This is a genomic window from Mesorhizobium japonicum MAFF 303099 (genome assembly GCF_000009625.1).
Taxonomy (GTDB): domain Bacteria; phylum Pseudomonadota; class Alphaproteobacteria; order Rhizobiales; family Rhizobiaceae; genus Mesorhizobium; species Mesorhizobium japonicum.
Genome location: NC_002678.2, coordinates 4,639,122 through 4,658,983, shown reverse-complemented (window position 1 = coordinate 4,658,983; position 19,862 = coordinate 4,639,122). Strand labels below are relative to the sequence as shown.

The following is a 19,862-nucleotide window of genomic DNA, read 5'->3' as shown; positions in this document are numbered from 1 at the left end:
ACGCCCGCCGGGGTGCAGCAACAACGTGGCCAATGGGAGAGGACAACACGCTGTGATTAAGGTCCTGGTCGTCGAAGACGATGCAGATACGGCCGATGAGATCGTCGACGAATTCTGTGCGGCGGGGTTCGAAGTCGAGCGCGCCGCGACCGGGCCGGACGGGTTGACTAAAGCCAAAACCCAGGCCTTTGACGTGATCACGCTCGATCGCCTACTGCCTGGCCTAGACGGTCTGAGCCTTCTCGAAAACTTGCGCGGAGGCGGCGTGGATACGCCGGTTATGGTCCTCAGTGCACTGTCCAGTGTTGACGAGCGCATAAGAGGATTGCGGGCGGGCGGGGACGACTACCTCGTGAAACCGTTCTCGCTGGCTGAACTGCGGACGCGCATCGAGGTGCTGGCGCGCCGCACTCCCGATCAGCGAGCCACGGTCCTGCGGCTCGCCGACCTGGAACTTGACCTTTTGACCCGCACGGTACGACGCGGTACCCGCATCGTCGAACTCGTACCGCGCGAGATCACCCTGCTCGAATATCTGCTTCGGCATGCCGAGCAAGTCGTCACGCGAGGGATGCTTTTCGAGCATGTCTGGCACTATCGCTTCGATCCAGGAACGAACCTCGTCGACGTTCATATCGGCCGGTTGCGCCGTAAGATCGATCTGGCAGATGAGTTGCCGCTGATCCATACGATTCGTGGTCGGGGGTTTGTCCTTCGTGCACAGGACTAGGATCTTCCAAACGGCCAGCTTCCGCCGCACGATCGGCGCGGCGGGGATCCTTGCCCTCGCGCTTCTGCTGATGGCTGGGTTTTTCTACAGGGAGACAGTTGGCTATCTCACCAAACAGATCGACGATTCGCTGATCGGCGATGCGCGTTCTTTCGCACGGGATGATCCGGCATCCCTTCCAGCCCGCATCGAGAAAGCATTGGCTATCGACAAGCGGCAGGAAAAGGCCTTCGGCATCTTCTCAGCCGATCGCACGCGGCTCGCCGGTAACATCGCAATACTGCCATCAACATTGCCGGAGCTCGATATCCCGACAACTCTGGTGCTATCCCTGGACAACGGTGCGGAGAAGCGATCGGAGAGCGTACGCGGCGTCGCGACCATCCTCACCAATGGCAGCATACTTATACTGGGGCGTGCAACGGCATCGCTGGACGAAATAAAAGAAATCGTCGCTAGGGCCATGGCGCTCGCAATCATCCCTGCGATCGCGCTTTCGTTGATCGGCGGGCTGGTGATGAGCCGGGCGATGTTACGGCGCGTCGAGGCTGTGCGCCGAGCCTGTAGTTCCATCATGGAGGGCCATTTCGACCGAAGATTGCCGGTTCATAAGCGCCAAGACGAATTCGACAAGCTGTCGGTGATCGTCAACACGATGCTGGACGAGATCGAGCGGCTCATAGCGGAAGTGAAAGGGGTCGGCGATTCCATTGCCCATGACCTCCGAACGCCGCTGACGCGCTTGCGCGCACGCCTTGAGCGCAGTTTGCGTGCAATTTCGGGTGATGCACCTGTCAGGGCTGCGATGCAGAAGTCCTTGGCGGACATCGACCAGCTGCTGGCGACGATCGCTGCCCTGATGCGGATTGCCGAGGTGGAGCAGAGCCGCCGCCGTGAGAATTTTTCACGTGTCGATCTCGGCGACATCGTGACCGCGTTGGCTGAATTCTATGGGCCGATCGCAGAAGAAGGCGGCCTCGATTTCGCAGTCGTTTGCCAGCCGGCGGTGCCGATAGACGCTGATGGCGACTTGCTGTTCGAGGCGTTAGCTAATCTCGTCGACAACGCAATAAAATTCACCCCGCCGGGCGGGCGGGTCGGGCTAGAGCTTGTTGGCACGCCGACAGCAGCGGTCGTGCGGGTTTGGGATACGGGACCCGGCATTCCCTTCGAGGAGCGGGGCAACGTGCTCCGGCGCTTCTATCGCCTCGACCGCAGCCGCCATGATCCGGGATATGGGCTCGGATTGAGCCTTGTCGCAGCCATAGCGCGGCTGCATCAATTTTCATTAAGCCTTCGCGATCACGAGGGCGGCGGACTGAGTGCTGAACTATCCTGTCCGGCGGCCCGAGTGAGTAATAGGCTTTGATAAAAAGGGCGATGTGATGGCGACGTCAAGTCCGGGCTTTTAGAGCCTCACTTTCGGCAGAGTCGGCGTAGTGCGGCCATGGACATCCCGGCGTCTCCTGGGACCGTGTTGACGTGAATTTCGGTCGGCACGAAGGGTGCGTTTACCATCCGCTTCATTGGGCTCTCGCACCACCAATGCGCATGCGACAATCGCGCCCTCCGCCAACGACGGCGCTCCCCAGCCGTAGGGAATCGCTCTGTTGTCTGAGGGGATCAAACGCGCTTCACGCGTCTTCTGCTCGTCCGGCCATCTGCTGAAGCCGTTCACCAAATCGGCCAACTCTGAATCCGAAAATCCGTCGAGATTGCCGTCGCGGGCAACCACCGCGCCGGCGATGGCAAGCGTCTCTTCGCGCGCCTTCTGCTGGTCCGACATTGCGTCGGAGATGCGATGCGGGCCTCCTTCGCTATCAGGACGCCCTGCTTGTCCGACCAACTCTCCGGTGCTGCCCATATTCCCTCTCCGATCCAGCAAAACGCATCGCCTAAAGCCTGTGAACAACAGGGCATCATTGGTTTGAGGGCGGTCACGCGAGACTGCAACGGCATGCTTAAAAGCCGCAGCATTCACGCAGCGGCAACTGCCTCGACAACGCCGCAATGAAAAGCTTCTTCGCCACTCGATCGCTTCGACATCAGGCTGAAGCTCAAAGGGCTGAGCCCTATACAAAGGCCCCTAAATCACTGTGAACCGTACCGCTTTGCGGGGAGAATCTACGGTTTTTTCATTGCGGTACAGATTGAGCGATATCGATCAGGCAGCGTTCGAAATCCAGTTCAAAAGAGCAGTCTTCGGTTTGGCGCCGACCGAGAAATCGGCCACTTCGCCGCCCTTGAAGATCGCGAGCGCCGGAATGGAGCGCACGCCCAATTGGGCGGCGAGTTCCGGGTTTTCATCGATGTTGAGCTTGGCGACCTTGATCTTGCTTTCCATCTCGACGGAGATTTCCTCGAGGCTCGGAGCAATCATCTTGCAGGGATCGCACCATTCGGCCCAGAAATCGACGACGACGGGTGCTGCGGATTCCAGAACTTCCGACTGGAAGTTATTTATATCGACTTTCACGGTAGCCATGGCTGCTCCTTCTCATCGGCCGCTCCAGTTTGCGCTTCCTCTACCGGAGCTGAAGTTCCGGCTTCATGTTGGACCCGACACTGATCCTGATCGGCAAGATCGAGATATTTCTCGCCGTGACCGAGAGCAATGGGATCCGGGGGGAAGTATCTGCTTCACAAGCGGCAAAATACCCGCCATTATCAAGAAGCGTACTCAATCCACGTGATAGCCGAACGCTGTTTCCACTTTGACTGAGCCTCGGGTGAGATGATGTAAGTTTTCCGAGCGGCAAGTGGACCTCCGTTCAATATCGAATGCGCCGATTTGAGCGTGTCCTTTAATGAAGATCCAAAATTCTGAAGCGTCAACGTCGAAACGGGTTACACTCGTAATATGGATAGATCGGACATGCTGGACTTGGCTCGCAAGCATGGGATCTCCGAAGCGACGATCTACAATTGGAAGGCCAAATTCGGCGGCATGGACGTTTCCGAGGCGAAGCGGCTGAGGGCCTTGGAAAAGGAGAACGCGAAGCTGAAGAAGCTTCTGGCTGAGCAGATGCTCGACGCGGCCGCCCTTCGCGAGCTGCTTTCAAAAAATGTTGACCCGCCCCGTGTAAGGGTCGTTTCGATCAGGACGATGCAGTCTGCACAAATGTATCCGGCCTCTTGCAAGTGGGCCGCTGTCGCGGCCAGGCCATGATGAGATCCGCCCGTGCGGTTCCCAAATAAATGGTGGTCGGGCTCACAACCCGCTTTTTTGCACAGGGCTTATGGCGCGCCGATCGACTGTCTCGTCCTCACTTTCACGAGCCTCGCAGTCTGGAACAAATGGGATCAGCTAGAGGCCGGATCCCGCCGTTCGTAGCTTGCGCCGGGCTTAGTCATCACTACCCATGCGATCCGCCCAATCTTGGCCGCCAAGGCGACGGTGACCTTGTTAGTGTGCATGCGTGCCTGAAGTCCATCGAGCCAGGCGCCAAGGTGATATCGCGAGCGATCAAGGTGTGTCACGCAGGAGCGGGCGCCATGGATGATCATCCGGCGCAGATATCGGTTGCCGCGCTTGCTTATTCCCAACAGCTTCGTTTCTCTCCCGTAGAGTATTCTCTGGGAACAAGACCCAAGCTGCCATATCGCGGGCCTCTTTGAACTGTCGGGCAGATCCAGCTGCTGCCAAAAGCGCCCTCGCCGCGAGTGGACCAATGCCCGGGATAGTCATTAATCGACGTGCGGTATCGCTTTGAAAGGCAATCGCCTCGCGGTTGACTTCAGCAATCCGCAGCTCCATCTGCCGCAGCTCGTCGAACGTGTAGATGCAAGAATGCGACGCATACCCGAAGCTACCCCAGAAGAGATGAACGGGGCTGACTTTGCCCAAATATGAGGCCCGGAACCTTTGGACCACTACCGACACTGATATGAACGCCCTAAAGACCGCGCGACAGCCTCGCTGTCATAGGGCCGCTCGATCAGCGCATGCGACGCGTGCTGTCCGTCCATCGGTGGATGTACCGACAAGCTGGTGATCGACAAGGTCGAAGCTCAACTCGATCTCACCCACGCTATCCGGCACCAGGCCGGTGGTGAACCCACGGGCGTTCGGGTAGAACATCGCATGCCATGAGTGGTTCACCCACGGTGTTCGCGCGAGCCGATATTTGCCAACGATCTGTGCGTAGAGCTGCAGCGCAGCGGCTGTATCGCGCCACGGCAGATATGGGATATCCGGCCACCTCTCATCCATGTCTCACTCCATGTCTCCGCCGTGAATAGAGAATCGATCCATTTTGCGCCCGATTGACAGGTCCCGACCTGACCGCAGCCTGCGTTCTTAGGCACCTGGATACGCCCAAATGGTACATGATCGGACTGACGATGAACGAGGCCGCGAGCTCCTGCGCAGTCGGACCGGCAAACACTTCGGTGACGGCGATCGTTCGAGGCTCTCCCGATTTGTGAAAGCAATCGAGGAGACAATCCGAGCCAAACTCAGAAATAGTCGGATCGGCCCCAGAGATAAGGTTCAGGAGCGATGGGGCTGGGGGAACGGCAATATTCGGGAACAGAACCAATCCACTGAAGAATTTTGTTGGTATTTCTGTTGGCTTGAGCGGCCGTCGGCCAGCGCTAACCGCTTAGAACTAAGTCCAGATTTCCCCCGCTTGGATTCCGCCTGGGCGGGTGAGCCCAATGCGCATATTGACCGAGTTCAAGCGTCGCATTTCAAAAGATTGCTTCGCTGTGGCCTAGACCCTGCCACGGTGTCGATGAGGCTGCGAAAATCCGGTCGACCTTCGCTGCGAACTGCAACGTGCGACCGGAGGCCACAAGCGCAAGGCTGTGCCAGTACGCCTGATCTGAAATTTCGCGGGGGGGCCGAGAGCTGCCTCGATTATTCCGAACGATGCAAGCGAAAGACCACCAGTTCTCTTCTGAAATCCTGATCACAACATCGTTGCCGCTCTGTCATCCGGCGTGCCAAAATGAGGGCGTCGTTCGAACGATATATGCAGCCCGCTCTCCGACAAAAACTGACGTGCGCGATCGGTGTCGCGCTGGCCAACCCGAGATACCCAATCGGAAAACAGGCGGACCGCGCGCCGGTTCATGTGCCTGGAAGGACAGACCAGCCAATAGCCGGGAAACTCAATGACGTCGAACTCGGTCGATACCGGCACCAGGGAACCCGACACGAGATCCTCGAACGCGATTGTCGTGCTTTCCAGGACCACGCCTGCTCCGTCCTTGGCCAATTGAACCGACATTGACGAACGGTCGAAACGGTAGGGATACGTCATGCGGGCGCCCTGGATACCGTTGCGCGGCAGCCAATAGTCCCACCGGAAATAGGCCTTCACGCTGTCGATCAGTCTCGCATGGCCAAGCTGCTCGCGCGGATCGACTGACAGTCCGCGCAGCTCCGCCAGATAGGATGGCGAGCACATCGGAAGGATGAGGTCGTTGACGACGCAATCGGAGTAAAGGCCAGCCCAGCCACCGTCGCCATAGCGTAGATCGAGATCGATGACCTCGGTTTCGAAGTCCGAGAAATTGGGCGTGGCGTCCACCCGCAGGTTCCAGCTCGGATAGTCCTTGCTGAACTCAGCCAACCGGGGCGCCAACCACTTCTCGCCGAAAGAAGGACTGACGCGAAGGCTGAGCTGGAAGCTTTCGCGCTGGCGAACAATGGCATTTCGCACCTCACGAATGGATTCGAAGGCCTGGGTCGTGGTCTGGAAAAGTCGTTCGCCGTCGATGGTCAGCGAGAGATGGCGCTTTTCTCGCTGGAAAAGCCGCACGCCGAGTTGGTGTTCGAGCAACCGCAGTTGCTGGCTGACCGCTGAAGGTGTCACCTGCAACTCCTGCGCAGCCTTTGCCACGCCGCCGAGCCGGGCGACGGCCTCGAAATGGGTCATCGAATTGAACTTGATATCCGACATCTTTCTGGTCAGTTAGTTAAGTTCAGCTACACAGAATGTTAAGAAACGAGAATTGAGCCGAATGTCAATCAGTCGCATGATCCTGTCGTCTCGGGAGGAGATACAGGATGGAACCGGGTTCAACCCAAAGCTTGGGTAGCGCCGGCAACGTGCCGGGAGTTGGACAGGTATCGACCAGGAAGCCCCTGATCGAAGCTGCCAATGTCGAAAAAAGTTATGGCGCAACCCGTGTCCTACGAGGTGTGAGCTTTCAGGTCCGGGCTGGCGAAATCCACGCGCTCCTGGGAGGTAACGGCGCCGGCAAAAGCACTCTCATCCGCATCATTACGGGGCTGACATCACGCGATGCCGGCGAAATTAACGTCGCCTCGTCGAAGGCCGGCCGCACCAGCCCGATCATCGCGGTGGTGCATCAGGAGCTGGCGCTGTTGCCCGAGCTGTCGGTCGCGGAGAACATCGGCATCGTACATGCAAGGTCGGGCTGGTCGCAGATCAGCCGTCGCCGCATGCGTGAAATTGCCCTTAGAGCGCTCCAGCTGATCGACCCGGCGATCGGCGAAGAGATCATCGATCTGCCAGCACGCAAATTGTCGCTTCATGAAGGCCAGATCGTCGAGATCGCTCGTGCCCTTTCCACTGGAGCAGAAGTCCTGCTTCTCGACGAGCCCACGGCCAACCTCACCGCCGGCGAGACAGCCAAACTTTTCTGGGTGCTCAAGCGGTTGGTGCACGAGGAGGGCATTGGCATCGTCTTTGTTTCTCACCGCATGCGGGAAATCCGCGCGCTCTGCGATGTCTGCACGATTTTGCGCGATGGCGTCACGATCGCCAATGCCACTTCACTTGCCCTGCTTAGCGACGCCGAGATCGTCCAGCAGATGGGACAACCCGCACAGGGTCCGGCAATGCACCGCAACCCGCAAAAACGCCGCCGACAGGGCGCCCCCGTCGAACTCCTTGGCCCTGGAGACGTCAGGATCGCGATTTCGTCTGGCACCATCCTGGGACTGGCCGGCGCACCCGCGGGTCCGACCGGTCTCATAGCTCCCCTTGTGGGCGCCGGGCTTGGAGCTGGCTGGCGCCTTTCCGGAGAGGGTTTTGCCGACCGGTTCTCGTCTCCAGCGGCAGCGGCGCGCGCAGGCATTGGCTTCGTCTCGGGCGACCGGGCAACCAAGGGCATCCTTTCTCAGCTTCCCATCGTCGACAACGTGCTTGCAGCACGCAGGGTTCGCGAGAGGCGGCGGATCGTTGCCGCGGCCGAGAGGCAGGAATGTCGCGATCTCGTTTCGGCGCTGAAGTTGAAAGCCGCCTCGATCTGGGACCTGCCGGCTTCGCTGTCCGGCGGCAACCAGCAAAAGCTTCTCGTCGCACGCTGGCTTGGGTTGCCGCTCAGGATGGTGGTGCTGGAAGAGCCGACGCGGGGCGTCGACATCGGCACCAAGCATGACATTTACGGCTTGATCCGGGAGATGGCCGACGCCGGCGCGATCATCATCTGGTGGTCGACCGAGAATGTCGAACTGCTCGAGCTTTGCGATGCCATTTTCGCCTTCGACACCAATGGGCAGCCAAAGGGATTCCTGCCCGAGGAGCACTACACCGAAGACGGGCTCGCCGAACTGACGGGGATGGCGGCATGACCGACGCGACCAACGGCAACACGACCACCAGCAAACTCCGGAGCGCCACGTCACGCGTCCCAGCAGTTCTTTTGTCCTACCGCACGGAAGCCGCGATTGCAGCGGCAATCGTGGTCCTGCTGCTGGCCGTTGGCATGTTCGTGCCCGCCGCACTCAGCATGGGTAATTTGCAAAACATCGTCCAGGCCGCCGCGCCTCTCATCATCATGTCGCTCGGTGTTTTGCTGGTCGTGGTCACCGGCGGCATCGATCTTTCGGTCGGTTCAGTCTTTTCCCTGACCGGGATGGTGACCGCGCTGGCGATGGCCAATGGCGCTGACGGACTGACCGCCAGCGCCGCCGGCCTGGCGGTCGGCTTGGGGTTCGGCGCGATCAATGGTCTTCTGGTCACAGTCGTCGGGCTCGCGCCTTTCGTCGTCACGCTCATCACCTACGCGGTGGCGGGCAGCCTGGCCTTCATCGTCACCAACGGCCGTTCGATGCCGATCGGCGCACCGGATTTCTGGCTCCTGAATTCCGGCGAGATCGTCCCCGGCATGCCCAACCATCTCGTGGTCTGCATCGTACTGATGGTCGCGCTGGAATATGTGCTGCGCAAGGTCGTGGTCGGACGCTGGTTCTATGCCGTCGGCTCGTCGGCAATTGCGGCCCGGCTGCTTGGCATCCCGGTTCTGCGCATCAAGTTCGCGGCCTATGTCGCTTCGGGCCTGCTTGCCTCTTTGGCGGGGCTGCTGACGGTCAGCTACATCCTCAACGCCGAAGCCACGGCAGGGGCGAGCCTGATGCTGCAGGCGATTGCCGCTGTGGTCATTGGCGGGGCCAGCCTTTTTGGCGGAACCGGCAGCGCGATCGGCGCCGTGCTGGGCGCGCTGATGATCACCTGCATCCAGAACGGTGTGAACCTCATTGGCGTGAACAGCTTCTGGCAAGGCTCCGTCACAGGCGCCGCAATCCTGCTCGCGGTTTTGATCGACCGCTTCAGCAACAAGAACCGCATCTAGATCATCAACGGGAGGAACCAAGATGAAGTTGAAGAGCATCCTGATTGCAGCTTTGGCGACGGCCGCCTTGTCAAGCGCGTCGTACGCCGAAGACAAGAAGACCGTCGCCTACATCGCCCCATCGCTCGACATTTCCTATTGGCAATGGGTCGGCTACGGCGTGAAGGAGAAGGCCAAGGAACTCGGCATGGACTATGTCGAGTACACGTCGGAAAACTCACCCGCCAAGCAGATGGACAATGCCAGGACCGCGGTGACCAAAGGCGTCTCGGCCATCGTGATCGGCCCCGTCAGCTCGACATCGACACCGCCGCTGCTCGACTATCTGGCGAAGCAGAAAGTGCCGATCGCATTCGCCGGCATCGGGCCGCAGCCAGGCCTCACCAACTACACATGCTCGGTCACCGCCAACAACTATGAGACCGGCAAGGCGCAAGGCAAATTCACCTGCGAGCTCGCCAAGGAGCGTGGCGGCAACAAGGTTGGCATGCTGTCGCTGCCGCAGGATCGGGAGAATGCGCAGAAATATCTCAAGGGCGCCAAGGAAGCCTTCGCCGCCAACGGGTGCGACCTCGTCCAGATACTGGAAACACGCGGCCTCACCATCAACGAAGCCGTTACCCAGGCAAACGACCTCTTAACCGCCAATCCCGACGTCAAGGCCATTTACGGTATGTATGACGAAGCCGGCACCGGCGCCGCCAAGGTTGCCGAGACCCGCGGCCTGACCGGCAAGATCGGCATTACCGTTGCAGACGGCTCGCCCACGACGATCGCGCTGCTCAAGAAGGGAGCGATCCAGGGCATCTTCTTTCAGGAGGCGGTCGGCCAAGGCATCGACGGCACCCAACAGGTCTACAACGCCTTGACGGGCGCGCCGGTGACCCAGGACCTGGCCCTGGTCATGCCGCTCGTTACCGCCGACAAGGTCGACAGTCCCGAGGCCAAGAAGGTCATCGCCCGCGTCTTTCCCCCGAGCAACTGACCGCCACCCAATGGACCCGCCGGCAGAGGCCGGCGGGTCCAGATCCCGAGCGAGGAATCCTGACCGTGGCCGAGCTGCCGTTCATCGATCCGCACCATCATCTCTGGGACCTGGAAGTTAATTACTATCCGTGGCTGACCGACGGGGTTAAGCCATCGGCCTTCGGCGACTACGAAGCGATCCGCACGAACTATCGTCTCGACGACTATCTTGAGGACGCCAGGAACCAGAACCTCGTTAAATCGGTGCATCTGGACGTTGGGTTCGATCCCAGCGATCCGGTCGGGGAGACGCGCTGGCTGCAGGAGATCGCCAACAAGCGAGGCTTTCCGCATGGCATCGTCGGCTATGCCGACCTGTCCAAACCCGATGTCGGCGAACTCCTCGACCGGCACATGGAGTATCCGAACTTCCGGGGTATCAGGCAGTCGATGAACTATCATGCAGACCCCGCCAAGACCTATCAGGCGCGGCCAGAGGTCAGCCGGACGCCAGAATGGCGGCGCGGCTTCCGGGAACTGGCAAAGCGCCGGCTAAGCTTCGACTTGCAGCTCTATTATCCGCAGATGGAAGAGTTTCTCCAGCTCGCGCATGACTTTCCCGACGTCCAGATCATTCTCAACCACACCGGCATGCAGGTCGACGGCCCTAAGCATTTCAACGCCTGGAAAAAGGGCATGCACCGATTGGCCCAAGCGCCGAACGTCGCCTGCAAGATCTCCGGTCTCGGCATGGGCGACTGGTCCTGGACCACGGCGTCGATCCGCCCCTATGTAGAGGAGGCGATCGCGGCCTTTGGTGTCGGCCGCAGCATGTTCGCGACTAACTTCCCGGTCGACAAGCTTTTCTCGAGCTTCGACGCGGTCGTGAACGCCTTCAAGGAGATCACACGATACTACCCGCACGAGGAGCGGCTTGCGTTGTTCCATGACAACGCAGCCCGGCACTACCGGCTCTAGATCATCCGCCGAAACAATTGAAACAGCAGGAGACTTTGACATGTTGCTGAAGGGCAAGGCCGTGGTGATTTCGGGTGCCGCGAGCCCCCGGGGAATTGGCCGCTCCACGGCAACGCTGATGGCGGAGCAAGGCGCGCGCATAGCTATTCTTGACCTTGATGAGGAACAAGCCCGTGACGCCGCCGCGTCGCTTGGACCCGAGCACATCGGCCTCGCCTGCAATGTCGCCGACCTCGATTCCTGCAAGAGGGCTGCGGCAGAAGTGACCGAAGCGTTCGGAAGGGTCGAGGTGTTATGCAACATTGCCGGGATCACGCAGCCCGTAAAGACACTGGACATCGGTCCGGCCGACTGGGACCGCATCCTCGATGTCAATCTGCGCGGCGTGCTCTATCTCAGCCAGGCCTTCATCCCGCATATGCGTGAAAATGGCGGCGGCTCGATCATCTGCATGTCGTCGGTTTCAGCGCAACGCGGCGGCGGCATCTTCGGTGGCCCGCATTACTCAGCCGCCAAGGCGGGTGTGCTCGGCCTCGCCAAGGCCATGGCACGCGAATTCGGGCCTGACGGCATTCGCATCAACTGCGTCACGCCTGGCCTGATCCAGACCGACATAACCGGCGGCAAACTGACCGATGCCATGCGCGCTGACATCATCAAGGGTATCCCGCTCAGTCGCCTGGGCGATGCGCGTGACGTGGCGGGCGCCTACCTCTTCCTCGCCTCCGATCTGGCCAGCTACATCACCGGTGCCGTGATCGACGTCAATGGGGGGATGCTGATCCATGGCTGACGGGACAACGGAATTCGAGATGCCACGCGCGGGCAGCAATGTCAGCCTTGCCGAACGCGCCTATCGCATCCGTCGACATGCCGTGCGCATGGGCGAAGTCCAGGGCCAGGGCTATGTCGGGCAGGCGCTCGGCGTCGCCGATGTGCTTGCGGTCGCCTATTTCCATGCACTTCGCTACCGGCCGGACGACACGCTGTGGGAGGGACGCGATCGCTTCCTCCTATCCATCGGACACTATGCGATCGCACTCTACGCGGCATTGATCGAAGCAGGCGTGCTGCCGGAGGAAGAGCTCGAGACCTACGGTACCGACGACAGCCGCATGCCGATGTCCGGCATGGCGGCGTACACACCTGGCATGGAGATCACCGGCGGCTCGCTTGGTCACGGTCTTGGTATTGCCGTCGGCATGTGCCTGGGACTGAAACGCAAGCAGAGCGATTGTTTCGTCTACAACCTCTTGTCCGACGGTGAGCTTGGCGAGGGTTCGACCTGGGAAGCAGCGATGTCTGCCGCCCATCACAAGCTCGACAACCTCATCGCCATCGTCGACTTCAACAACCTGCAGGCCGACGGCCCCTCCACAGCCATGCTGTCTTCGGAGCCGGTGACCGACAAGTTCGAGGCCTTCGGCTGGCACGCGCAGCGCGTTGACGGTAACGACATCGAGGCCCTCCGCGCTGCGTTCGACAACGCCCGGGGCCTCAAGGATCCGCGCCCGCGGATCATCGTCTGCGACACCCGCATGGCGAAGGGTGTGCCGTTCCTGGAGGCTCGCGACATCACGCATTTCATCCGCGTCGAGCCCTATGAGTGGGCTCTGGCGCTCGAGGCTCTGGAAAAGGGACGTCCGCAGTGAGGCAGTCAAAATTCGCGCCGCGCCACGCCGTCAACGCGGGTGAGCGCAAGACCACCTCGGCGATGATCGCCTCGATCGCGCCCAATGGCGTTCCGACGCGCAGTGCTCCGTTCGGACACACGCTTGCAAGGCTAGCCCATCAGCGGCCCGGGATCGTGGGTTTGACGGCTGATCTTGCGAAATACACCGACCTTCATGTGTTCGCACAGGAACATCCGGATCGCTTCTATCAAATGGGCATGGCCGAGCAGGTGCTGATGAGTGCCGCCGCCGGCCTGGCGCGGGAGGGTTTCACGCCCTTCGCCACGACCTACGCTGTCTTTGCCTCCCGACGGGCCTACGATTTCATCTGCATGGCGATTGCCGAGGAGAAGCTCGACGTCAAGATCGTCTGCGCCCTGCCGGGGCTGACCACCGGCTACGGCCCCAGCCACCAGGCGACAGAAGACATCGCGATCTTCCGCGGCATGCCGAACCTGACGATCATCGACCCTTGCGACGCGCTCGACATCGAACAGGCCACGGAGGCAATCGCGGACTACAAGGGCCCGGTCTACATGCGGCTTTTGCGCGGCAAAGTTCCTGTCGTGCTCGACGAATACGACTACACGTTCGAGATCGGCAAGGCGCGGCTGTTGCGCGATGGGGCGGACGTGCTGTTCATTTCCAGCGGCCTGATGACCATGCGAGTGCTGGAGGCCGCGAAGGCGCTTGAAGCAGACCGCATCGACTGCGCGGTGCTGCACGTGCCGACGATCAAACCTCTGGACACGCAGGCGATACTTGATGGCGCGCGCCGTCCGGGACGGCTGGTGGTGGTGGCGGAGAATCACACCATCATTGGTGGCCTAGGCGAAGGCGTTGCCGCGTTGCTGATGCGGGAGGGCGTGGCCCCAGTCTTTCGCCAGATTGCCCTGCCCGACGAGTTCCTCGATGCTGGCGCACTGCTGACGCTTCATGATCGCTACGGGATCTCATCGTCCGAGCTCGTGCGTCGTGTCCGCAAATGGACAGAGTAAAAGCAAAGCAGGAGCTCGAGCTAATTCTTCGCGGTCGCATGTCCGCTTTCGGCAACGGGCCAGAATTGGTGTTGATCACCGACATGCTGCGCAAAGCTGCCGTGTTGACGAGCGGGTGATAAGTCGCTTCGATGCTCTACTGCGTCAAAGATTAGATACGGTGGCGTCGGAGCGATAAGAATTTTCGGGAACCGAATCAATCCACAGAAATTTTTTGTTGGTATTTTTGTTGGTCCGCGCTGCTATTGCTCCATGCCGAGGCGATTGAAAACGAATTCAAATTTCCTCTACTTGGATTCCGCCTCTGGGCACCATTTCACTTTCCCATCGCTTCTCACGACGTCTCACCAATTAATACAAATCAATGGCTTAGCCTAGTTTGGCGGTTCATGGTGACCTACCGCGTGCCGTTGCAACGCGTCGGTTTGTGGGTAACGATTTAGGCCTTACCCACAACCCGGGAGGTCCGTACCCATGTCTCTCTCCGACTTCACGTGCAAGAACGCTAAGCCCAAGGACAAGCCGTATCGTCTTGCTGATGGCGACGGGCTTTATCTCCTCGTCCGGAACAACGGCTCCAAACTCTGGCAACTGCGGTACCGCTACCTGGAGAAGGAAAATATCCTCTCCTTTGGAAAATACCCGCTGGTGTCACTTCTCGACGCGAGAGGAAAGCGCGACGACGCTAAGAGGCTGTTGATCGCCGGCATCAGCCCCTCCACTAAACGCAAAGAGGAGAAGACCGCCGCCATCACGGAAGCACGCACCACCTTCGCCTTGGTCGCGGAGGAGTATGTCACGCGGATGGAGGAACGGGACGCTGCGGCGGCTACCATCAGCAAAACAAAATGGCTCCTGGAAGATCTGGCCGGCCCACTCGCCAAGCGCCCCATTAACGAGATCACTCCAGCAGAAATTTTCCAACTCCTCCAGAAGATCGAAAAGAGTGGTCGAAGAGAGACAGCGCGGCGTTTACGCAGCGTGATAGGCAGCGTCTTCCGCTTGGCCATTGTCACCTTACGGGCAGAGGCCGACCCAACCCTTCACCTCCGGGGCGCTCTCCAGCCGCCGAAAGTCAACGGTCGCGCCGCTATCACCGATGAAAATAAGTTCGGCAAGCTCCTGATGACGGTTGACGAATACGACGGCTGGCCAACCATCAAGGCCGCCCTTCAGTTTCTTGCCCTCACCTGTGTCCGTCCCGGCGAAGTACGGGGCGCCACGCGCGACGAGTTCGACCGAAAGAAGGCCGTCTGGCATATTCCGGCCGAGCGCATGAAGATGCGTGCTCCGCACGACGTGCCACTGTCCAAACAGGCGCTTTCGGTCTTGGAAGAGGTCTGGCAGCTCTCAGAGGACGGCGGCCTGGTCTTTCCTTCGATCCGCTCCACAAAACGGCCGCTTTCCGAGAACGCCATGAACGCTGCGCTACGACGTATGGGCTACGGAAAGGACGAAGTGACCGCACATGGTTTCCGGGTGACCGCCAGCACCATCCTCAACGCCCGCGACTACGATCCAGACGTCATTGAAGCTGTGCTGGCGCACCAGGACAAGAACGCCATCCGGCGGACCTACAACCGCGCGACCTATTGGAACCAGCGGGTGACGCTAATGCAGGAGTGGGGAGATCTGTTAGACGCGTTAAAGGCGAACCATTAGTCTTACACACATTCCACGATCGGATCGCTGTTTTCCGTGTTGGAGTTGACGCTGCCGATATAGGTACTTGAGCCGTTAACCCGTGCGCCTCCAAGGCCGCGACGACCTCGGTTGCTTCTTTCCGATGCCGCGCCACATCCGCGCGGGTAGCAGCCCGGTTTAACCGGTAGGCCGGCAGATCGCCAGCAATCGCCTTCAGATCGCGCAGAACGGACGCGATGTGCGGCCATGGAAAATCCGTCGGGTCGCCAATGTCCCGGTCGGCGCCAACAATCATTTCCAGTTTTGCCACGATACCCACGAGAGACTGAGCCGCGACGTTGGGAATCGCATCCTGAAGTCGGAGTGCCTCGGTCATCGCAAACACCTCGGCCTCGCGAACCACCGCATATTCCCTCCTCCGACGCGGCCACCGAAGTTCGACGCGTTTTCTTTTCTCCATCGGTCAATACCGGAATTCCGGGATTGACCATCATTCGCGTCTCCAACCGCTGCTGCACCCGACACAGGACCAGCGACACGTGCCGAGCGCGGTGCCAGTCGGTCCACAGGCTCAAAGCGGGATCATTTGCCTTCTGGATGGCAGCCGCCCGAGCGATGGGATCAGAGAACGTGGGTGTGGTCTTTGGTAGCATCGAACACCTCCTAACCAATTCCGGCACGGTCATTCGACTGGTCCGAAAATACATACTATAGTTGATAAACTTAAAGTATGTAAACGGCGAATGTGGCGCATGGATATGCGTCAACTGGTCGGAACGAACTTTGCCCGACTTCGGAGGGAGAAAGGCCTGACGCAGGAGCAGGTGGAAGCCCGGTCGGGCTACAGCCAGCAATACCTAAGCAGTCTGGAACGTGGTCGACGCAATCCTACTGTCATCACCCTTTTCGAACTCTCCCAGGCGTTGGGTGTCAGCCACGTCGAATTAGTAAAGCCGGATGAAGACAGCTAGCGCTGTCTAGCGTGTCGGCTATGAATCTCCCGCGACTGGCCGCTCGCGAGCGCGCGCCCAAGCAGCGCCGTGGCGAACGGCACAGCATGCGTCGCTTCCGACTCATCTTGGTTGGTCGCACTGGAGATGTGCGATCCGGAAAACCGGCTTGGTGCACTCTTCGCGCCTCATGTAGGTCGTTAGAACTACGCTGACCGACCTCCAAAAGCAGACCTTGCCTGGGAAATGTCCGAGCGCAGCTGAGTATTTTCGGCGACTGGGTTCGAATCCCACTCACTCCGCCAGAAGTTTTCCTATGATGTTGATTAAGCTATGAAATTATTCATCGCCTTATTCTGTTCCTAACTCCATTCCTAACTTTCCCGGCTGATGGTTGATCGTCGCCGCAGGGATTGTCCTCCCCGGAGCATCATCATATCCGGTCTTCTTCGGCCGGCTCGTAAGACGGCCAACGACCTCTTTGTGCATAGCCGGCGATTTATATTGACAGACCCGGTGGCAGCGTCGGCCCGATGGCATAAGGCGCTTGGCTGACAATTAGCTTCATCTAATATACTATTGTCCCGAAAAGCCGAGGGGTGGTCATGGGAGAACCACGAAGATGGATCGCGCTGGCGTGGCTAGTCCTATCTGGCGACGCGGATGCCCACGACTGGTACACCGGCAAAAAGGACCCGGTTACGCAAGCTGATTGCTGCGGCAGCAAGGATTGCCATGCGATAGACCGTCGCGATGTCAGGGAGACGAAAGACGGCTATTACGTCAAGCTGCCTCGCCCCGCATACATGAATGAGCCACAGGAGCCGGAGTGGTTTATCCCTAGAGAGCGTGCCCTGGCCTCTGCCGATGACCGCTACCATCTCTGTGAGCATCTAATGACGTTCTATCGCACGATCATTCCCCACATGAAGTTCGAGGCCTACCAGAGATACGCATGGCGGTGTTTCTTCGTGCCCAAGGGCACGAGTTAAATCGAGAAAAGCCGATAGAAAGTCTCCCTTGAGGGCAGATCGAAGCGCTAGTAAGCAGAGCAAAAGAGATCCAACCGACAGCGGCCCGCTATAGACCGGCCCAGCGCCAGGGCGCATTGTTTCGCTCTTGAGGGACTGGGAGCGTTGTAACGATGGTCTACACAGTGATTTGGTACGGTAAGCAGGGCGTAGTTGAAAAGACGCCCTTCGATGCCGAGAGAGATGCCAGGGATCATGCTCAGGCGTCGTTTGCTACTCGACAGCACAATGACGGCGTCGTGGCGGTTGAAGTTCGCAAACCGGACGGGGCAGTTGTCTTTAGCCAAGCGGGTGCCAGCCGAGGTGGGCAAGACGGCGGCGGCTGAGAGGTTCGCATTGCCATGCCGGGTGGTACCGCTTCTCTTCGCCTTCGGCGGCGATCAAAGGCGTATGTTGACGTAGTGATCGCCGCATCTTACGCGACCTTCTCTCAAAGTGACGCGTTCCAATGACGATTTGCGCCGCACTTACAACTTCCGAGCTGAGAGGATCTGGAACATTACCCGCAACCGCTCGTTCAAATAGTGGCAGGGGCCAGCGGAATTGGTAATCGGCCGGCACGCAAAGGGGCTTGCAAATGGCTAGAAGAGCACGGGCCTCCAGTTCGATTTGGCTTACTCGCCCAAGGACCAGTCCACGCGAGCCGCCCTTTTAGGGCACTCCCTAAAATGTTGATCATCTATCCTCAGCCCGACTCCCCGGAAGCGACAAAAAGGGCGCTCTGGCTGGATTTTATCGACCCCGACACGGCCGAGGTTAAAGAGGTCGAGGGGCTGGCCGGCGTTGCGCTGCCAAGCCGGGAAAATCTCAGCGAGATCGAAAGTTCCAGCCGACTAAAAGCCCGCGATGGCGTTCTTACCATGAGCGTTCCGATAGTCACTCAAGTCGAAGGCGGCCGCCGCTGGTTGCTCCCGTCGGCTTCGTGCTGTCGCGCGGCCGCTTGATCACCGTTCGCTTCTCGGCTTTGCCGGCCTTTGTCAGCAGGCAGCGACTGACCTGCGCACCCTCTCTGCAACCGCCTTTCACGTCCCGGATAGTCAAGGCCGCAAGGCCATCCGCTCAAACAACGTCATTCGAGCCCAGCTCCACCATGTCGGCAGGTTGGGTGACGCCCTCTCGGAAAAGCGCGATGCGTTGCTTGCCCTTGGACGCGCCATCGATTTCGCATGCGGGATGACCGCAGGCTGGGGCGATGGAGAACTCGCGTCGCGAATGAACGGCCTTAAGCTCGACGTAGCGTCGCTCGACAATTACGAGGTTCATCTCTCCGACAAGGTGCAGTTCCTCCTCGATGCCATGGTTGGATTGATTGGCATTGCGCAAAACGACATCTTCAAAATCCTCACCATCGTCTCGATCGTCGGCATTCCTCCTACCCTGGCGGCAAGCATATACGGTATGAATTTCAAGCACATGCCCGAATACGACTGGGCCTTCGGCTATCCCTATGGTTTGGGGATGATCGCTCTCAGCGCAATTATTCCGCTAGCGTGGTTCAAATGGCGGGGTTGGTTCTAGGAGTCGTCGTCCATTCATGCGGAGGGAGTGGCTAATCGAGCGAAGCGATCCGTTGCCAACCGCCTTGCGTTCCACCACGCACCGCGCGATGGTGACTGCAGGGAGTGGTAAACAGATCGCAATGAGCCGCCAATCATTTGTCCAAGAGCTTGAAGGTGCCGCCGATCGCAACGCGGAGATGTCGCCATCGAATCTTAAGATCCTACTGCGCCGGGCGGCGCTGATGCTCCGGAATGCCGGCGACGGCGTGGACCTCGAGCCGAAAATCGAGGAAATCCTGGATGGGTTGGCCGCAGAGATGGGCGTTTCGAAGGCGGAATTGATCCGAACAGTCGTAACCGAATGGCTGATCGCTAACGCTTATTTGCCCGTCTTTACAATCGATGAAGGCTCTACAACCGTTGGAAACGGATAGGATCTAGCCGCAGCCCGCGCTTTTTCCTTAGCGTCCTTATAGTCGCTCTCCCATGGCAAGGTGTCAAAGTTTGGCTGGTAGCCACCTTCGCGATAATGATGCTCAGCGACGTAGGTGCCTTTCGCCCCTTCCAGCACACAGGCCCACGGCGGATTTCCCGGGCATCTGTAAAGGCCCACTGCTGCCATAAGCGTTCTCTCCGTGAAACGCACCTACTCTGACTTATGGTCCCACCGATGCTTGCTAGCGTCGCCCTCCGTTCTAATGAAGACGCCCACAGCGCCTGTCGGCCTTTCGAAGCAAATCGGACATCCCGATCCGCGATTAGCAGGACGGCGGCGGCTGAGAGGTTCGCACTACCATGCCGGGTGGTACCGCTTCTCTTCGCCCTCGGCGTGATCGTCTCGAT

20 protein-coding genes and 2 pseudogenes are annotated in these 19,862 nt (G+C 59.4%); 17 read left to right on the top strand and 5 right to left on the bottom strand.

Annotation, left to right across the window (positions count from 1 at the left end; genetic code table 11):
• Nucleotides 1-52 precede the first annotated feature (52 nt).
• Nucleotides 53-730: a response regulator transcription factor gene (locus MAFF_RS23680; protein WP_010913501.1), complete on the top strand. Its 678-nt coding sequence runs from the start codon at nt 53-55 to the stop codon at nt 728-730.
• A complete protein-coding gene (locus MAFF_RS23675; protein WP_010913500.1) occupies nt 717-2,099 on the top strand; it encodes a sensor histidine kinase in 1,383 nt (460 codons plus the stop codon). The genes MAFF_RS23680 and MAFF_RS23675 overlap by 14 nt, the downstream gene beginning before the upstream one ends.
• A 39-nt stretch (nt 2,100-2,138) precedes the next feature.
• Here the strand turns inward: MAFF_RS23675 and MAFF_RS23670 are convergent, their stop codons facing one another.
• On the bottom strand, nt 2,139-2,594 hold the full coding sequence (locus MAFF_RS23670; protein ID WP_157866052.1) for a hypothetical protein: 456 nt from the start codon (nt 2,592-2,594) through the stop codon (nt 2,139-2,141).
• Between the two features lie 300 nt (nt 2,595-2,894).
• A complete protein-coding gene (gene trxA, locus MAFF_RS23665; RefSeq protein WP_010913498.1) occupies nt 2,895-3,215 on the bottom strand; it encodes a thioredoxin in 321 nt (106 codons plus the stop codon).
• 396 nt (nt 3,216-3,611) lie between these two features.
• Here trxA and MAFF_RS23660 point away from each other — a divergent pair.
• A pseudogene (locus tag MAFF_RS23660) lies at nt 3,612-3,818 on the top strand (transposase); the annotation flags it as partial.
• Nucleotides 3,819-4,033: 215 nt separating this feature from the next.
• On the opposite strand, the pseudogene MAFF_RS41455 reads toward MAFF_RS23660, so the two are convergent.
• The 3 genes and pseudogenes from MAFF_RS41455 to MAFF_RS23645 form a co-directional block, all read right to left on the bottom strand.
• Nucleotides 4,034-4,505, bottom strand: a pseudogene (locus MAFF_RS41455) (transposase); the annotation flags it as partial.
• Between the two features lie 147 nt (nt 4,506-4,652).
• The gene (locus MAFF_RS23650) at nt 4,653-4,943 is read right to left on the bottom strand and encodes a DUF5996 family protein (protein ID WP_010913496.1); all 291 of its coding nucleotides are present in this window, start codon (nt 4,941-4,943) and stop codon (nt 4,653-4,655) included.
• Between the two features lie 700 nt (nt 4,944-5,643).
• Nucleotides 5,644-6,639: a LysR substrate-binding domain-containing protein gene (locus tag MAFF_RS23645; RefSeq protein WP_010913495.1), complete on the bottom strand. Its 996-nt coding sequence runs from the start codon at nt 6,637-6,639 to the stop codon at nt 5,644-5,646.
• A 242-nt stretch (nt 6,640-6,881) separates the two neighbouring features.
• On the opposite strand from MAFF_RS23645, the gene MAFF_RS23640 reads away from it, so the two are divergent.
• From MAFF_RS23640 to MAFF_RS23575, 14 genes are all read left to right on the top strand, one after another.
• Nucleotides 6,882-8,279: an ATP-binding cassette domain-containing protein gene (locus tag MAFF_RS23640; RefSeq protein ID WP_244420595.1), complete on the top strand. Its 1,398-nt coding sequence runs from the start codon at nt 6,882-6,884 to the stop codon at nt 8,277-8,279.
• On the top strand, nt 8,276-9,280 hold the full coding sequence (locus MAFF_RS23635; protein WP_010913493.1) for an ABC transporter permease: 1,005 nt from the start codon (nt 8,276-8,278) through the stop codon (nt 9,278-9,280). The genes MAFF_RS23640 and MAFF_RS23635 overlap by 4 nt, the downstream gene beginning before the upstream one ends.
• 22 nt (nt 9,281-9,302) lie before the next feature.
• Nucleotides 9,303-10,265: a substrate-binding domain-containing protein gene (locus MAFF_RS23630; RefSeq protein ID WP_010913492.1), complete on the top strand. Its 963-nt coding sequence runs from the start codon at nt 9,303-9,305 to the stop codon at nt 10,263-10,265.
• Nucleotides 10,266-10,330: 65 nt separating this feature from the next.
• Nucleotides 10,331-11,224: an amidohydrolase family protein gene (locus MAFF_RS23625; protein ID WP_010913491.1), complete on the top strand. Its 894-nt coding sequence runs from the start codon at nt 10,331-10,333 to the stop codon at nt 11,222-11,224.
• Nucleotides 11,225-11,264: 40 nt separating this feature from the next.
• A complete protein-coding gene (locus tag MAFF_RS23620; protein ID WP_010913490.1) occupies nt 11,265-12,017 on the top strand; it encodes an SDR family NAD(P)-dependent oxidoreductase in 753 nt (250 codons plus the stop codon).
• Between the two features lie 19 nt (nt 12,018-12,036).
• Nucleotides 12,037-12,876, top strand: a complete 840-nt coding sequence (locus MAFF_RS23615; RefSeq protein WP_010913489.1) for a transketolase — start codon at nt 12,037-12,039, stop codon at nt 12,874-12,876.
• Nucleotides 12,873-13,895 carry a transketolase family protein gene (locus MAFF_RS23610; protein ID WP_010913488.1) on the top strand — a complete coding sequence of 341 codons (1,023 nt, stop codon included), beginning with the start codon at nt 12,873-12,875 and terminating at the stop codon, nt 13,893-13,895. The genes MAFF_RS23615 and MAFF_RS23610 overlap by 4 nt, the downstream gene beginning before the upstream one ends.
• Before the next feature lie 474 nt (nt 13,896-14,369).
• A complete protein-coding gene (locus tag MAFF_RS23605; protein ID WP_010913487.1) occupies nt 14,370-15,557 on the top strand; it encodes a tyrosine-type recombinase/integrase in 1,188 nt (395 codons plus the stop codon).
• Between the two features lie 734 nt (nt 15,558-16,291).
• The gene (locus tag MAFF_RS23600; protein ID WP_044548943.1) at nt 16,292-16,510 is read left to right on the top strand and encodes a helix-turn-helix domain-containing protein; all 219 of its coding nucleotides are present in this window, start codon (nt 16,292-16,294) and stop codon (nt 16,508-16,510) included.
• Between the two features lie 584 nt (nt 16,511-17,094).
• Nucleotides 17,095-17,481: a hypothetical protein gene (locus MAFF_RS39205; protein WP_044548941.1), complete on the top strand. Its 387-nt coding sequence runs from the start codon at nt 17,095-17,097 to the stop codon at nt 17,479-17,481.
• Between the two features lie 152 nt (nt 17,482-17,633).
• The gene (locus MAFF_RS23590) at nt 17,634-17,846 is read left to right on the top strand and encodes a hypothetical protein (protein ID WP_157866050.1); all 213 of its coding nucleotides are present in this window, start codon (nt 17,634-17,636) and stop codon (nt 17,844-17,846) included.
• Nucleotides 17,847-18,188: 342 nt separating this feature from the next.
• Nucleotides 18,189-18,464, top strand: a complete 276-nt coding sequence (locus MAFF_RS23585) for a hypothetical protein (protein WP_044548937.1) — start codon at nt 18,189-18,191, stop codon at nt 18,462-18,464.
• Between the two features lie 157 nt (nt 18,465-18,621).
• Nucleotides 18,622-19,038, top strand: coding sequence for a CorA family divalent cation transporter (locus MAFF_RS23580; protein ID WP_010913485.1), 417 nt, complete (start codon nt 18,622-18,624; stop codon nt 19,036-19,038).
• A 64-nt stretch (nt 19,039-19,102) separates the two neighbouring features.
• On the top strand, nt 19,103-19,453 hold the full coding sequence (locus MAFF_RS23575) for a ribbon-helix-helix protein, CopG family (protein WP_341872701.1): 351 nt from the start codon (nt 19,103-19,105) through the stop codon (nt 19,451-19,453).
• The last annotated feature ends 409 nt before the right edge of the window (nt 19,454-19,862 follow it).

Excerpts from the sequence above, each read along its gene's own strand:
- MAFF_RS23670 (WP_157866052.1), bottom strand. The coding sequence starts at position 2,594 with ATGGGCAGCACCGGAGAGTTGGTCGGACAAGCAGGGCGTCCTGATAGC.
- trxA (WP_010913498.1), bottom strand. The coding sequence starts at position 3,215 with ATGGCTACCGTGAAAGTCGATATAAATAACTTCCAGTCGGAAGTTCTG.
- MAFF_RS23650 (WP_010913496.1), bottom strand. The coding sequence starts at position 4,943 with ATGGATGAGAGGTGGCCGGATATCCCATATCTGCCGTGGCGCGATACA.
- MAFF_RS23645 (WP_010913495.1), bottom strand. The coding sequence starts at position 6,639 with ATGTCGGATATCAAGTTCAATTCGATGACCCATTTCGAGGCCGTCGCC.
- MAFF_RS23635 (WP_010913493.1), top strand. The coding sequence starts at position 8,276 with ATGACCGACGCGACCAACGGCAACACGACCACCAGCAAACTCCGGAGC.
- MAFF_RS23630 (WP_010913492.1), top strand. The coding sequence starts at position 9,303 with ATGAAGTTGAAGAGCATCCTGATTGCAGCTTTGGCGACGGCCGCCTTG.
- MAFF_RS23620 (WP_010913490.1), top strand. The coding sequence starts at position 11,265 with ATGTTGCTGAAGGGCAAGGCCGTGGTGATTTCGGGTGCCGCGAGCCCC.
- MAFF_RS23615 (WP_010913489.1), top strand. The coding sequence starts at position 12,037 with ATGCCACGCGCGGGCAGCAATGTCAGCCTTGCCGAACGCGCCTATCGC.
- MAFF_RS23605 (WP_010913487.1), top strand. The coding sequence starts at position 14,370 with ATGTCTCTCTCCGACTTCACGTGCAAGAACGCTAAGCCCAAGGACAAG.
- MAFF_RS23600 (WP_044548943.1), top strand. The coding sequence starts at position 16,292 with ATGGATATGCGTCAACTGGTCGGAACGAACTTTGCCCGACTTCGGAGG.
- MAFF_RS39205 (WP_044548941.1), top strand. The coding sequence starts at position 17,095 with ATGGGAGAACCACGAAGATGGATCGCGCTGGCGTGGCTAGTCCTATCT.
- MAFF_RS23590 (WP_157866050.1), top strand. The coding sequence starts at position 17,634 with ATGGTCTACACAGTGATTTGGTACGGTAAGCAGGGCGTAGTTGAAAAG.
- MAFF_RS23585 (WP_044548937.1), top strand. The coding sequence starts at position 18,189 with ATGTTGATCATCTATCCTCAGCCCGACTCCCCGGAAGCGACAAAAAGG.